This window comes from Streptomyces sp. NBC_01214 (genome assembly GCF_026340975.1).
Taxonomy (GTDB): Bacteria; Actinomycetota; Actinomycetes; order Streptomycetales; family Streptomycetaceae; genus Streptomyces.
On record NZ_JAPEOS010000002.1, the window covers coordinates 1,390,078 to 1,403,296 of the forward strand.

Here is a 13,219-nt window from a genome sequence, read left to right on the forward strand (position 1 = left end):
AGGTCCTCGTGATCCTCGGGGGAGGGCGCGGTGCGGCGCGGCCGGCGGCGCGCGGGGGCAGAGGTCATCTTCCGGGGGTGAAGGTCATCTTCCGGTCCGCCGGCGAGTAGCCGCTCAGCGTGATCGTCGGCCCGTGGGTCGGGACGGAGGGGTCGGGGAAGTCGGCCGGCATCGGCTTGGTGCCCTCGGGCCTGCGGTCCACCGTGGAGAACGGCGGCGGGAACGGCGCGGTGGCCTCGATCTGCTGCTCGTAGAACGGCAGCCACCGGCAGTTGTCGAAGGTGACGGCCGCGATCAGCCGTCCCTGGTACCCGTACGCGGCCGCGAACCGGCGCTCGGCGAGCGAGCCCTGGGTGATGAGGATCTCGGTCCCCATCGGCGGCACCCCGACCGACTTGATGTTCACGCCGAACTGGGAGGACCAGAACGCCGGAACCCACAGGTGGGGACGGCGGTCGGCGCTCGCGCTGAGCATGTTGTGCGCGGCGGTGTCGGCCTGGGCGACGGCGTTGCCCCAGTGCTCCAGCGACAGGAACTGGTAGCCGAACAGGGCGTGCGGGGAACGTGCCACGTCACCCGCCACGTAGATGTCGTCGGTGACGATGCCCCGGACGTCGAAGGCCCGGCAGCCGGCGTCGCAGGCGATGCCCCGGGGACCCGCCCCCAGCCCGGAGCCGGAGAGCCACTCGGTGTTGCGCTGCGCGCCCAGCGAGACGACCACCACGTCCGCCTCCACGGTGGACCCGTCGGAGAAGTGCGCGGCGCGGACCCGCCCGGAGGGATCCCCCTCCAACGAGGTCACCATGACTCCCGTACGCAGGTCGACGCCGTTCTCGCGGTGCATCTCGGCCGCCACCGCGCCGATCACCCCGCCCAGCGCACCGACCAACGGAGCCTCGCCCCGCTCGGCGACGGTGACGTCCAGGCCGCGCTCCCGGCACGCGGAGGCGATCTCGGACCCGGTGAACCCGGCTCCGATGACCAGCACCCGGCGGGGGCCGGCGGCCAGGGCCCGTTGCAGCCCTTCGCCGTCGTCGCGGGTGCGCAGGACGAACACCCCCTTGAGGGCGCCTTCCTCCGCGTTGGGCCAGGGCCTGGCGCGCACGCCGGTGGCGATCAGCAGCCGGTCGTACTCGACCGCGTCGCCGTTGCCGAGCTCGACCCGGCGGGCGGCCATGTCCAGGCCCGTGGCCGGGACCCCGAGGCGCCAGTCGGCGTCGATCGCCCGGCGGCGGGGCAGCGCCGTGTGGTCGGCGACCGCGTTGCCCAGCAGGACCTGCTTGGACAGTGGGGGCCGGTCGTACGGCTCGTACGGTTCGTCGCCGATCATCGTCAGCGAACCGGCGAAGCCCTTCTCGCGCATGGTCTCGGCGGCCCGCAGACCGGCCAGGGATGCGCCGACGACGACGATGCGGCCCTCGCGCTTGAGGCGCTCCAGGGATCCGTCGTGCGTTCCTGTGATCGTCACCGCGCGCCTCCGGCAGGAGATCCGGCGCCGGCCACGGCGTCCGGGGCCACCATGTTCGCCATGTCCTCGTCCGTGATCTCCAGGAGAATGGCCTGGACCGGACAGGCGGCCACGGCACGCATGACGTCCTCGCGCTGCGCCGGATCCGCCTCCGGGTTGTAGAGCAGCGACTCGTCGCCGTGCATGGCGAAGACATCGGGAGCGAGGAATGCGCACTGGGCGTATCCCTGGCAGCGGTTGAGGTCGACGACAAGCCTCATGACGGTTCTGCCTTTCCCTTGGCCGTCCCTCCCCGTCACCCCCCGAACCCCCTGGGTCCTCCCCTTCCCACCAGCATGCATGCGGCGCCCACAGGGCGCCTGCCGGAGTATGGATCCGCAGGTCAGGGCGGTTCGGTGGGGGTCGGAGGCCGGTGGGCGGTGCCGCGCCGGACGCGCAGGATGTACAGGCTGAGGATCAGCGCCCAGACCGGGAACACCAGCTCGGACCAGGGCACTCCGGAACCGATCACGAGCAGGACCAGGCCGACGACGGTGCCCAGCAGGGCCAGTGGCCGCGGGAAGACGCCGAGCATCCGTCCGATGGTCGAGGTCGCGAGGGCGAAGACGGCCGCCATCCGCATGGCGTACGTCGCGAGGAGGGTGTAGGCGTAGTGGCGGCCGAAATCGGAGGGCGTGCCCTCGGCCAGCACGGTGCCGGCCGCCGCGGCGGAGGCGAACAGGGTGGCCACGAAGACGAATCCGCTGCCCAGGAACACGGTGGCGACGAACCGGTCCTCGGCCGCGCCCGTATGCGCGCGCAGGGCGCCCATGAACCAGAGGAAGAAGATGCCCGCGAAGGGCACGATCTCCAGTGACACTTGGACCGCCCAGCGCTTGTCCTGGTCGATGGGCATGTCGACGGCGCTGCCCGACGGGACGGCGATCCGCATCAGGACGATCGCCGCCCCGAGCAGCAGGGCGAAGGCGATTCCGGCCATCCCGGCCGCGCGTGGCGTATCGAGCCGATCGGTCGTGGAACTCACGAACCCCTCACTCTCTCCCCTGGTCCAGCAAGCGGCAGTCACTGCCGCGCCACCACCGGGGGCGGCCGACCGGGTGAGGGACCCCGGCCGGCCGGTGGGTCAGCCGACCGGCTCCGGCACCGGGGCGGCGGCGCCCTCGTCGGCCCCCTCGTGCTTGCCGTGCCAGGCGACGGCCACCGCTCCGGCGACGGCCATGACGAAGCCGAGGACCGCGAGCCAGGCGAGGCCCGGGCGGGAGGCGTCGCCGAGCCACAGGACGCCGATCGCGCCCGGCAGAACCGTCTCGCCGACGACCAGGGCCGCCGTGGCGCCGTTCACCGAGCCGATCTGGAGGGCGACCGTGTGCAGGTACATGCCGCCGAAGCCCGCCACCAAGATGGCGTAGAGGGCCGGGTCCGTGAGGAAGGTACCGAGGTCGAACGGGTCCACGCCGTTCAGGATCCGGACGCCGACGCCGAGCGCGCCGAAGCCCAGGCCCGACAGCAGGCCCGCCAGGATTGCGGCGCTGCCGCCGAGGAGGCGCACGGCCACCGTGCCGCCCACCATGAGCAGCACGGTGATCCCCAGCAGCCACCAGTGAGTGGACATCGGCGCGTGGTGGCCGCCCTCGTGGCCCGCGGCCGTCGCCAGCAGCACCAGCGCGGTGCAGACGACACCGATCGAGGTCCATTCCTTCCGGCTCAGCCGGATGCCGAGCATCTTCACGCTCAGCACGGCCGTGATCACCAGGTTGGCGCTGATCACCGTCTGGGAGAGGAAGAGGGGAAGCAGCCGGGCGGCCAGGGCACCGAGCCCGAAGCCCACGAAGTCCAGGATGGTTCCGACGATGAACTCCCAGGTCATCGCGGCTTTCGCAGTGGACGACAGGTTGGGACCGCCATGGGCGGTCACCCCGGCGGCAGTCGGGGACATGCGCGCGGCGCGGCGCGATCCGACGGCTTGCAGCACGGATCCCGTGCCGTAGCAGATGGACGCCGCGACAGCGGTCAGCAGGCCTATGAGCACCAAGGGCTCCGTTCACGTCTGGCAGGTTTTGCGGTACCTCTGCCAGACGTCAGAACGGGCCGGGAAGTTGCTTCCGGAGCTCAGCTCATCGAAGCGAGGACGTCCGGGACCTCGTCCACCGCATCGACGAGCGCGATGCGCGACTCCATCGCACGGCCCCGCGCCAGTGCCTGGAGCAGCGGCCAGGCTGGAAGGTGCTCGGTCCAGTGGGTGCGGCCGACCAGGATCATCGGGGCCGGCTCGCCCCGGGACTCGTAGTAGTTCGGCGTCCCGTTGTCGAATATCTCCTGGACGGTGCCCGCCGCGCCGGGCAGGAAGACCACGCCCGCGGTCGAGCGGGCCAGCAGCCCGTCCTCGCGGGTGGCGTTCGCGAAGTACTTCGCGATGTGGCCCGCGAAGGCGTTCGGCGGTTCGTGCCCGTAGAACCAGGTCGGAATGCCCACCGAGTCGCCGCCGGCGGGGAAGCGCTCGCGCACGGCGAAGGCCGCGCGCGCCCAGTCGGACACCGACGGCGCGAAGGAGGGGGCCTTGGCCAGCATCTCCAGGGCCTCCGCGAGGGCCTCGTCCGGGGCCGGGGCCAGGTAGGCGCCGAGGTTGGCGGCCTCCATCGCACCCGGGCCACCGCCGGTGGCCACCGTCAACCCGGACCGGGTCAGCGCCCGGCCCAGCTCCGCCGCGCCGCGGTAGTCCGTACCGCCGCGGGCCATCGCGTGGCCACCCATCACACCGACGACCCGGACACCGCAGAGGTGCTCGTCGAGGGCGTCGGAGATGGCGTCGTCATGGACGGAACGGAGCATCGAGGAGAAGACGTCTCCGTCGGACTTCGTCTCCTGGAACCAGGCGTACGCCTCGGCGTCGGAGGTGGTTTCGTACCCGTCGGGCAGCCCGGCGAAGAGCTCCTCGGGCGTGTAGAGCAGGCCCCGGTACGGGTCGAACGGCAGGTCCGGTACGGGCGGGAAGACCAGCGCGCCGTCGGCGCGGACCTTCGCCGCCGCGTCGGGCTCCATCGCGCAGCCCAGGAACACGGCCGCCGAGGTGTCGGCGGCCAGCAGAGCGAAGGTCCGCTCCAGCAGGTTGACCGACTGGATCCGGTAGCCGCTGAGCGAGCCGCGTGCCGCGACCTGGTCGAATTCGGCGAGCGTCTCGATCTCGATGTCTGGGTTGACCATTCGGCCCACCCTAAGGGCTGCTCGTGTCAGCGGGTCAGTGCCAGCGACGTCAGCTGCGCCACACCCCAGCTGAGCGGTACGCACACGGCCAGCAGGGCGGTGGCCCGCAGACTGGCCGCGCTGCGCAGGACGTTGGCCGGGGCACCCAGGTCGAGCAGGGCCGTGCGTCCGGGCTGCCGGCTCCGACGCGCCTCCACCACGGATGTGAGAAGGGTCGCGGCGGCGCACAGGGTCACCAGGGCGACGGCCGGCCAGGTCAGCGGGCCCAGCTGGACGGGCAGCCCGCCCCGGTCGCGCAGGGCGAAGGCGGTCAGGGCACCTGCGGCCACCGAGCAGAGCACTCCCAGCGGGGGGCCGATCCGGGGGGCCTCCTCCTGGAGGGTCCGCCCGGCCAGCAGCCGCAGCGCTCCCGGGCGCACGGCCTGGACCAGGCTGCCGCAGGCGTAGGCGAGCCCCGGTCCGGCCAGGGCGAGCCCGACCGCGGTCAGCGACCAGCCGATGAGCGCCCCGGCATCGCCCCGGCCCGCGTAGGCGGATGCGGCGAGCCCGCAGGCGGCCAGTGCGATGCCCCAGGGCAGTCCGGTCTGGGGGGCCAGCGGCGGGTGCGGGCGCAGCGCGAGGGCGGTGGCGGCCGAGGCGGTCAGCGGGATCAGCGCCAACAGGGTGAGGGCGCCCGCCACGGGCAGCGGCTGGTCGGCGTGGAGCAGCTCGGCCCCGGTCCCGTCGAACGGCAGCCCCGCCAGTTCCCCGCGCAGGTGGAGGAAGGCGGCCAGGGCCACGGCGCTGCCCAGGGCGCAGGCGACGGCGGTGGAGATCGCGGCGGCCAGCATGAGCCGAACGGGTCCCAGCCCGACGGCGTCCAGTCCCTCGCGGGGCTGGGTCGCGGGGTCGGCCCGGGCCACGACGACGGCGAAGTGCACGGTGACGGCCAGCGGGATCAGGGCCCACAGCAGGCGAGGGAACGATCCGGCGGGCTGGGCCACGGCACCGGCGAGTACATAGAGGAGCAGGAATCCGGTTCCGGCCGAGGCCGCGGCGACGAGGAGCCGCCGCAGCTGGACGAGCGGCCGGGAACCACGGGCTAGGCGGAGAGCGAGCACGCGGCCTGGTCCTCCGTGGTGTCGGCGACGGGGGAGGCGGCGGCCGCGGCCCCCGCGAGGCGGCCGTCGAGCAGGGCGATCCGGCGGTCCGCGACGGCCGCGGTGGCCTCGTCATGGGTGGCCAGCAGCACGGTGATGTCGTGGGAGCGGGCCGCGGTGGTCAGCGTACGGAGCAGCAGGTCACGCTCGGTGCGGTGCAGCGGGGCCGTGGGCTCGTCGGCGAAGATCACCGCGGGCTCGTTGACCAGCGCCCGGGCCAGTGCGACCCGCTGGCACTCGGCGCGGGTCAGGGCGCCGGGGCGCTTGCGGGCGAAGCCGGCGATGTCCAGGCGGTCCAACCATTCGCAGGCGGCCGTGCGGGCGCTGCGGTGGGAGGCTCCGGCGAGCAGCAGGGGCAGGGCCGCGTTCTCCCAGACCTTCAGCTCGGGCAGCAACTGCGGTTCGTGGCCGATCCAGCCGAACCGGTCGCGGCGCAGCCGTTCGCGGACGAGCGCGCCCATGGTGTGGACGGGGACGCTGTTGAACCAGACCTCGCCCTGCTGGGGGCGCAGCTGCCCGGACAGACAGCGCAGCAGGGTGGTCTTGCCGCTGCCCCGGGGACCGGTCAGGGCGAGGACCTCGCCCTGACGGACGCCGAGGGAGATCTCGACGAGGGCGGGGGAGCCTCCCCCCGACTTCGTCCGGGGGGAGCCCCTGTGGGAGTAGTGCAGGGACCGAGTCCACAGGACGTCATTGTCAGGCGGAGCATTGTCCGGTGGAGCCACCATGGCGTACACCTCCGTCCGAGGGAACGAAGCGGAGCCGGTCGAGTCACTGGCGCCACACTGAGATGTAAAGAGATGAACGTCTTGGATGGTGACAGCACACGGCCCCAACCCCCGCGTTCTCACTCGAACGGAGGATCCGGGCCGTGTGGTTGGACTACTGCGGCTCGGTCGGCCTAAGGCCCCGGTTACAGCTTGGTCCATGCCTCGGTGAGCACCGAGCGCAGGATTCCTTCGATCTCGTCGAAGGTGCCCTGGTCGGCGATCAGCGGCGGCGCGAGCTGGATGACCGGGTCACCGCGGTCGTCGGCCCGGCAGTACAGGCCGTTCTCGAAGAGCGCCTTGGAGAGGAAGCCGTAGAGCACGCGCTCCGTCTCCTCGTCCGTGAAGGACTCCTTGGTGTCCTTGTCCTTGACGAGCTCGATGCCGTAGAAGTAGCCGTTGCCGCGGACGTCGCCGACGATCGGCAGGTCGTGCAGCTTCTCCAGCGTGGTGCGGAAGGCGTCCTCGTTGTTCAGCACGTGCTGATTGAGGCCTTCCTTGTCGAAGATGTCGAGGTTGGCGATCGCCACCGCCGAGGACACCGGGTGTCCGCCGAAGGTGTAGCCGTGCAGGAAGGTGTTCTCGCCCTTGTAGAACGGCTCCGCGATGCGGTCCGAGACGATGCAGGCACCGATCGGGGAGTAGCCCGAGGTCATGCCCTTGGCGCAGGTGATCATGTCCGGCACGTAGCCGAACTTGTCACAGGCGAACATCGTGCCGAGGCGGCCGAACGCGCAGATCGTCTCGTCGGAGACGAGGAGCACGTCGTACTCGTCGCAGATCTCGCGGACGCGCTGGAAGTACCCGGGCGGGGGCGGGAAGCAGCCACCGGCGTTCTGCACCGGCTCGAGGAAGACGGCCGCGACGGTGTCGGCGCCCTCGAAGAGGATCTCCTGCTCGATCTGGTCGGCGCACCAGCGGCCGAAGGCCTCCGGGTCGTCGCCGTAGATCGGGGCGCGGTAGATGTTGGTGTTCGGCACCTTGTGCGCGCCGGGCACCAGCGGCTCGAAGGGAGCCTTCAGGGCCGGCAGGCCCGTGATGGACAGGGCGCCCTGCGGGGTGCCGTGGTAGGCGACAGCACGCGAGATGACCTTGTACTTCGTGTGCTTGCCCTGCAGCTTGTAGAACTGCTTGGCGAGCTTCCAGGCGGTCTCGACGGCCTCGCCGCCACCGGTGGTGAAGAAGACCTTGTTCAGGTCGCCCGGGGCGTAGTTCGCGAGGCGCTCGGCGAGTTCCACGGCCTTCGGGTGGGCGTAGGACCACACCGGGAAGAAGGCGAGCTGCTGAGCCTGGTTGTAGGCGACCTCGGCCAGTTCCTTGCGGCCGTGACCTGCGTTGACCACGAACAGCCCGGCGAGACCGTCGAGGTAGCGCTTGCCCTTGTCGTCGAAGATGTAGGTGCCCTCACCACGCACGATGGTGGGGACGGGGGCGTTCTCGTACGACGACATGCGGGTGAAGTGCATCCACAGGTGGTCGTATGCGGTCTTGGAGAGGTCCTGGCTCACGGGCTATCGAGTTCCCCACATGTAGGTCTGCTTCTTCAGCTTCAGATAAACGAAGCTTTCGGTTGATCGCACGCCGGGGAGCGTGCGGATCTTCTTGTTGATCGTTTCGAGCAAGTGGTCGTCGTCCTCGCAGACGATCTCCACCATCAGGTCGAACGAACCTGCGGTCATGACCACGTACTCGCACTCGGCCATGGCGGTCAGTGCGTCGGCCACCGGATCGAGGTCGCCCTCGACGTTGATGCCGACCATGGCCTGGCGTCGCAGGCCCACGGTGAGCGGGTCGGTGACGGCGACGATCTGCATGACGCCCTGGTCGAGCAGCTTCTGCACGCGCTGGCGCACAGCGGCTTCGGAGAGGCCCACGGCCTTGCCGATCGAGGCGTAGGGACGGCGACCGTCCTCCTGCAGTTGCTCGATGATCGCCAGGGACACAGCATCGACCGAAGGGGACGGTTGTCTGTTCCTGGAATCTGCGCTTCGACTGACCACGAGCTCACTGTGCACGAGGGTCGTCTGTTCCGCAAGACGGAATCGATGAAATTCGTTGTTTGAGGACTCGGATCTCACTGATTTCGTAGTTGGTGGCGTCTGGGTCTGTCGAAAGCTTCCGCCGAGAGGCTAGGCTTGGTATTCGTCTCAATCGTTGGACATGTGATCAGGAGTGTGGCTGTAGTGACCACCGAACTGCGTCGTCTGCGCAACTACATCGGCGGGGAGTTCAAGGACGCCGCCGACGGGCGGACCACCGAGGTGGTCAACCCGGCCACCGGCGAGGCGTACGCCACCGCCCCGCTCTCGGGCCAGGCCGATGTGGACGCCGCCATGGCCGCTGCCGCGGCCGCCTTCCCGGGCTGGCGCGACACCACCCCCGCGGAGCGCCAGAAGGCCCTGCTGAAGATCGCGGACGCCTTCGAGGCGCGCGCGGACGAGCTCGTCGCCGCCGAGTCGGAGAACACCGGCAAGCCGCTGGCCCTCACGGCCAGCGAGGAGCTGCCCCCGATGGTGGACCAGATCCGCTTCTTCGCGGGTGCCGCACGGCTCCTGGAGGGCCGCTCGGCCGGTGAGTACATGGAGGGGATGACCTCGATCATCCGCCGTGAGCCGGTCGGCGTCTGCGCCCAGGTCGCGCCGTGGAACTACCCGATGATGATGGCCGTGTGGAAGTTCGCCCCGGCCATCGCGGCGGGCAACACCGTCGTGCTCAAGCCCTCGGACACCACCCCGGCCTCCACCGTCCTGATGGCGGAGATCATCGACTCCGTGCTGCCCAAGGGCGTATTCAACGTCATCTGTGGTGACCGCGAGACCGGCAAGGCCATGGTCGAGCACTCCACCCCGGCGATGGCCTCCATCACCGGCTCGGTGCGCGCGGGCATGCAGGTCGCCGAGAGCGCCTCCAAGGACGTCAAGCGCGTCCACCTGGAGCTCGGCGGCAAGGCCCCGGTCGTGGTCTTCGAGGACGCCGACATCGCCAAGGCCGTCGAGGACATCGCGGTCGCCGGCTACTTCAACGCCGGCCAGGACTGCACCGCCGCGACCCGCGTGCTCGTGCACGAGTCGATCCACGACGAGTTCGTGGCCGCGCTCGCCAAGGCCGCCGCCGACACCAAGACCGGCCAGCCGGACGACGAGGACGTGCTGTACGGCCCGCTGAACAACCCGAACCAGCTCAAGCAGGTCGCGGGCTTCATCGAGCGCCTCCCCGCCCACGCCAAGGTCGAGGCGGGTGGCCACCAGGTCGGCGAGAAGGGCTACTTCTACGCCCCGACCGTGGTCTCCGGCCTCAAGCAGGACGACGAGATCATCCAGAACGAGGTCTTCGGCCCCGTCATCACCGTCCAGTCCTTCGCGAGCGAGGGTCAGGCCCTGGAGTACGCGAACGGCGTCGAGTTCGCCCTCGCCTCCTCCGTGTGGACCAAGGACCACGGCCGCGCGATGCGGATGTCCAAGAACCTCGACTTCGGCTGCGTGTGGATCAACACCCACATCCCGCTCGTCGCCGAGATGCCGCACGGCGGCTTCAAGAAGTCCGGCTACGGCAAGGACCTCTCCGCCTACGGCTTCGAGGACTACACGCGCATCAAGCACGTGATGACCTCGCTCGACGGCTGATCGGCCGCATCGATCACAGCACAGCGTTGACGGGGCGGGCAGTAGACAACATGTCTATTGCCCGCCCCTTCGCGTTCATCGAGGCTGTGCCCATGCCCGAACTCGCCTTCTCCCGCCGTTCTGCGCTGTACGGCCTCGGTGCCGCGGGCCTCACGGCCGCCCTCGCCGGCTGCGGCGTGCCCGCCGCGTACGTTCCCGAGGAAGGGCGCGAGGGTCCGGACCGTTCCGAGCGGGACCGCAGCGTGGTGTTCTCCAACTGGCCGCTCTACATCGACACCGACGAGGAGGACGAGGAGCGCCGCCCGACGCTGGAGGCCTTCTCGGAGCAGACCGGCATCGAGGTCCGGTACACCGAGGAGATCAACGACAACGACGAGTTCTTCGGCAAGGTCAGCCCGGCCCTGATGAACCGCCAGGAGACCGGCCACGACCTGATCGTGGTCAGCGACTGGATGGCCGCCCGCTTCGTCCACCTGGGCTGGGCCCAGAAGCTGGACCGGTCGGCCCAGCCCAACGTGGCCCGGCACCTCGACCCGCAGCTGCGTTCCCCCGCCTTCGACGAGGGCCGGCTGCACACCGTCCCCTGGCAGTCGGGGATCACCGGCATCGCCTACAACCGCAAGGCCCTGGGGCGGGAGATCAGGTCGGTCAAGGACCTGTGGCAGCCGGACCTGGCGGGCAAGGTCACCCTCTTCTCCGGACTCGACGAGTCCTTCGCGCTGCTCATGCAGGGCAACGGCGTGGACGTCACCCGCTGGACCGAGTCCGACTTCCACCGGATGTGCGAGCAGGTCGAGAACATGGTGAAGAAGAAGCACATCCGCCGGTTCACCGGCAACGACTACACCTCCGATCTGAGCAAGGGCGATGTCCTGGCCTGTCAGGCCTACTCCGGTGACGCCATCCAACTCCAGGCCGACAATCCGGACATCGAGTTCGTCGTCCCGGAGGAGGGGGCCGAGCTCTGGGCCGAGAGCCTGCTCGTCCCCAACCTGGCCCGCCACAAGGCGAATGCCGAGGCCCTCATCGATTACTACTACGCGCCCGAGGTGGCTGCCGCGCTCGCCGCCTCCGTCAACTACGTCTGCCCCGTTCCGGCCGCCCGGGAGGTCCTGGCAGCCTCCGACGACCAGGAGACCGCTGAACTGGCCGAGAACCCGCTGATCTTCCCGGACGACGACATGCGCAAGCGGCTGGTCGTGGCCCGGGACATCTCCTCGGCCGAGCGGCGGTCCCTCGCCAAGCGCTGGAACGCGATCGTCGGCCTCTGACACGCACCCGGAGGCGGATATTGAACACGTTCAGTAAATTGGCTGAACGTGTTCAGAAACAGGCGTAGGCTTCCTTCCATGAGCGAGAGAAACGCCCTTGAGCGGCGGATCCGTGCCTGGTTGACCCTGTTCCTGATCTGCCTGGTACTCAGCGGCCTGACGGCCTTCCCCCTGGTCAGCGAGCTCCGTTGGGCCAATGCGCTGATCGACAACGAGTGGCTGCGACGTGTGGGCGACGGGCTGGAGCAGGCCGACGCCGACTACCCCTTCCTCCTCTACGGCACCGACTGGCTCGCCTTCGCTCACCTCGTCATCGCCGTCTTCTTCTACGGGGTCCACCGCGACCCGGTCCGCAACATCTGGATCGTCGAAGCCGGCATGATCGCCTGCGCCGGAGTGATCCCGCTGGCCCTGATATGCGGACCGATCCGGGGCATCCCCATCTGGTGGAGCGTCATCGACATGTCGTTCGGAGTCTTCGGGGTGATCCCCTTGCTGGTGCTCCGCCGCATGATCAAGCGACTTGAAGCGATGCCCGCCTGATGCCTACGCGGCGAAGGCCGCCATCACGACGCCCAAGACCACCGGGTTCATGTCCTCGCCCTTGGCGTTCGTGGAGTTGACCGAGTAGACCAAGGTGCGGGACAGGTCCCGGGTCGCGCCCATGCCGGTGTTGTACCCGTGCCGACCACCGGACTTGCCCCACAGCACCGTGCCGTCCGGCAGGGCGATCCTGGACATTCCCGCAGTCATCGTGGCGGCCTCCCCGGTGCCGAAGGCCTTCACCGTCGGCACCGTGAACATCTCTTCCAGCTGGGCCGCCGGCACGACCCGCCCGCTGAACAGGGCCTTGGTGAACCGCTCCAGATCGGCCGTGGTCGAGATGATGTCCCCGGCCGCCCAGCGGTCCGAGGAATTCCACTCGGTCACGTCCCGCAGCTCCCGGGAGCCGTCCGCCCCGGATATCGCCTGGTACCCCCGGTTGTGCGGACCGTGGATCTTCGTCTGCGTCCGGGACGGGAACGAGGTCTGGTGCAGACCGAACGGCCTCAGGATCCGCCGGCCGACCGCCTCCTCGTACGAGGTGCCCGTCACCTTCTCGACGAGCACGCCCAGCAAGGTGTAGTTGATGTTCAGGTAGTGCTGGGCCGAGCCCGGGGCGAACTCCCGCTCCTTCGCCAGGGCATTGACCAACTGGTCGTGCGGGTCGGTCACATCGAAGCGGTGCTCCCACTGCGCCTCGAACGAGTCGCCCGGGCCGTCCGCCGCCGGTATGCCGCTCGTGTGGTTGAGCAACTGCCGCACGGTGACCGCGCCGTAGGCATCGGGGACGGTCCCGGGCAGGTACCGCCGGACCGGCCGGTCGAGGTCCACCCGGCCCTCGGCCGCCAGCTGGAGGACCACCGCCGCGGTGAAGGTCTTGGTCACCGACCCCGCCCGGAACCTCCCCTGGTCGACGGCCGCGCGCCCGGTGACGATGTCCGCGACGCCGGAACTGCCCCGCCAGCTGCCGCTCGTACCCCCGACGCGGACCAGCGCGGCAGTCGCGTCCTTGTGTTCCGCTCCGAGACCGGCGATCGCCCGCTCCAGGACCGCCGCATTCGGCGGGGTCGGAGCGAGGGGCGCCGAGACGCCCGCCGCGCCCCCCGCCGGCGCGGGAACCGAAGCGGCGTGCGCGACGGTTGGACCGGACGCGATCCCCAGGACCAGGGCGGCTGCGATCAGCGTGCGCGTACGTGCGTTCATGGTG

At 70.1% G+C, this 13,219-nt stretch carries 13 protein-coding genes; 3 read left to right on the plus strand and 10 right to left on the minus strand.

The window, feature by feature from the left end; translation table 11 throughout:
* Window positions 1-64: 64 nt before the first annotated feature.
* From OG594_RS31325 to OG594_RS31365, 9 genes are all read right to left on the minus strand, one after another.
* Entirely contained in the window at window positions 65-1,468 is a 1,404-nt protein-coding gene (locus OG594_RS31325) for an NAD(P)/FAD-dependent oxidoreductase (RefSeq protein ID WP_266605447.1), read from the minus strand.
* A complete protein-coding gene (locus tag OG594_RS31330) occupies window positions 1,465-1,728 on the minus strand; it encodes a ferredoxin (protein WP_266605449.1) in 264 nt (87 codons plus the stop codon). Before OG594_RS31330 ends, OG594_RS31325 begins: the two co-directional genes overlap by 4 nt.
* Window positions 1,729-1,850: 122 nt before the next feature.
* Entirely contained in the window at window positions 1,851-2,492 is a 642-nt protein-coding gene (locus OG594_RS31335) for a hypothetical protein (protein ID WP_266605451.1), read from the minus strand.
* Between the two features lie 99 nt (window positions 2,493-2,591).
* Window positions 2,592-3,497 (minus strand): hypothetical protein, encoded by a 906-nt coding sequence (locus OG594_RS31340; protein ID WP_266605453.1) that lies wholly within the window; start codon window positions 3,495-3,497, stop codon window positions 2,592-2,594.
* Between the two features lie 80 nt (window positions 3,498-3,577).
* Window positions 3,578-4,669, minus strand: coding sequence for an LOG family protein (locus OG594_RS31345; RefSeq protein ID WP_266605455.1), 1,092 nt, complete (start codon window positions 4,667-4,669; stop codon window positions 3,578-3,580).
* Between the two features lie 26 nt (window positions 4,670-4,695).
* Entirely contained in the window at window positions 4,696-5,769 is a 1,074-nt protein-coding gene (locus OG594_RS31350) for a hypothetical protein (RefSeq protein ID WP_266605457.1), read from the minus strand.
* Window positions 5,751-6,536: an ABC transporter ATP-binding protein gene (locus tag OG594_RS31355; RefSeq protein WP_266605459.1), complete on the minus strand. Its 786-nt coding sequence runs from the start codon at window positions 6,534-6,536 to the stop codon at window positions 5,751-5,753. The genes OG594_RS31350 and OG594_RS31355 overlap by 19 nt, the downstream gene beginning before the upstream one ends.
* 185 nt (window positions 6,537-6,721) lie before the next feature.
* Window positions 6,722-8,083: an aspartate aminotransferase family protein gene (locus OG594_RS31360; RefSeq protein ID WP_030008595.1), complete on the minus strand. Its 1,362-nt coding sequence runs from the start codon at window positions 8,081-8,083 to the stop codon at window positions 6,722-6,724.
* 3 nt (window positions 8,084-8,086) lie between these two features.
* Entirely contained in the window at window positions 8,087-8,590 is a 504-nt protein-coding gene (locus tag OG594_RS31365) for an Lrp/AsnC family transcriptional regulator (protein WP_266605461.1), read from the minus strand.
* Window positions 8,591-8,758: 168 nt separating this feature from the next.
* Between OG594_RS31365 and OG594_RS31370 the strand changes: the two genes are divergently transcribed.
* The 3 genes from OG594_RS31370 (at window position 8,759) to OG594_RS31380 (ending at window position 12,012) form a co-directional block, all read left to right on the plus strand.
* Window positions 8,759-10,198 (plus strand): gamma-aminobutyraldehyde dehydrogenase, encoded by a 1,440-nt coding sequence (locus OG594_RS31370; protein WP_266605463.1) that lies wholly within the window; start codon window positions 8,759-8,761, stop codon window positions 10,196-10,198.
* Window positions 10,199-10,290: 92 nt separating this feature from the next.
* Window positions 10,291-11,469 (plus strand): spermidine/putrescine ABC transporter substrate-binding protein, encoded by a 1,179-nt coding sequence (locus OG594_RS31375; protein WP_266606649.1) that lies wholly within the window; start codon window positions 10,291-10,293, stop codon window positions 11,467-11,469.
* Between the two features lie 78 nt (window positions 11,470-11,547).
* Window positions 11,548-12,012: a hypothetical protein gene (locus tag OG594_RS31380; protein ID WP_266605465.1), complete on the plus strand. Its 465-nt coding sequence runs from the start codon at window positions 11,548-11,550 to the stop codon at window positions 12,010-12,012.
* A 3-nt stretch (window positions 12,013-12,015) separates the two neighbouring features.
* Here the strand turns inward: OG594_RS31380 and OG594_RS31385 are convergent, their stop codons facing one another.
* The gene (locus OG594_RS31385) at window positions 12,016-13,215 is read right to left on the minus strand and encodes a serine hydrolase (protein ID WP_266605467.1); all 1,200 of its coding nucleotides are present in this window, start codon (window positions 13,213-13,215) and stop codon (window positions 12,016-12,018) included.
* Window positions 13,216-13,219 lie beyond the last annotated feature (4 nt).

Excerpts from the sequence above, each read along its gene's own strand:
- OG594_RS31330 (WP_266605449.1), bottom strand. The coding sequence starts at position 1,728 with ATGAGGCTTGTCGTCGACCTCAACCGCTGCCAGGGATACGCCCAGTGC.
- OG594_RS31345 (WP_266605455.1), bottom strand. The coding sequence starts at position 4,669 with ATGGTCAACCCAGACATCGAGATCGAGACGCTCGCCGAATTCGACCAG.
- OG594_RS31355 (WP_266605459.1), bottom strand. The coding sequence starts at position 6,536 with ATGGTGGCTCCACCGGACAATGCTCCGCCTGACAATGACGTCCTGTGG.
- OG594_RS31375 (WP_266606649.1), top strand. The coding sequence starts at position 10,291 with ATGCCCGAACTCGCCTTCTCCCGCCGTTCTGCGCTGTACGGCCTCGGT.
- OG594_RS31380 (WP_266605465.1), top strand. The coding sequence starts at position 11,548 with ATGAGCGAGAGAAACGCCCTTGAGCGGCGGATCCGTGCCTGGTTGACC.
- OG594_RS31385 (WP_266605467.1), bottom strand. The coding sequence starts at position 13,215 with ATGAACGCACGTACGCGCACGCTGATCGCAGCCGCCCTGGTCCTGGGG.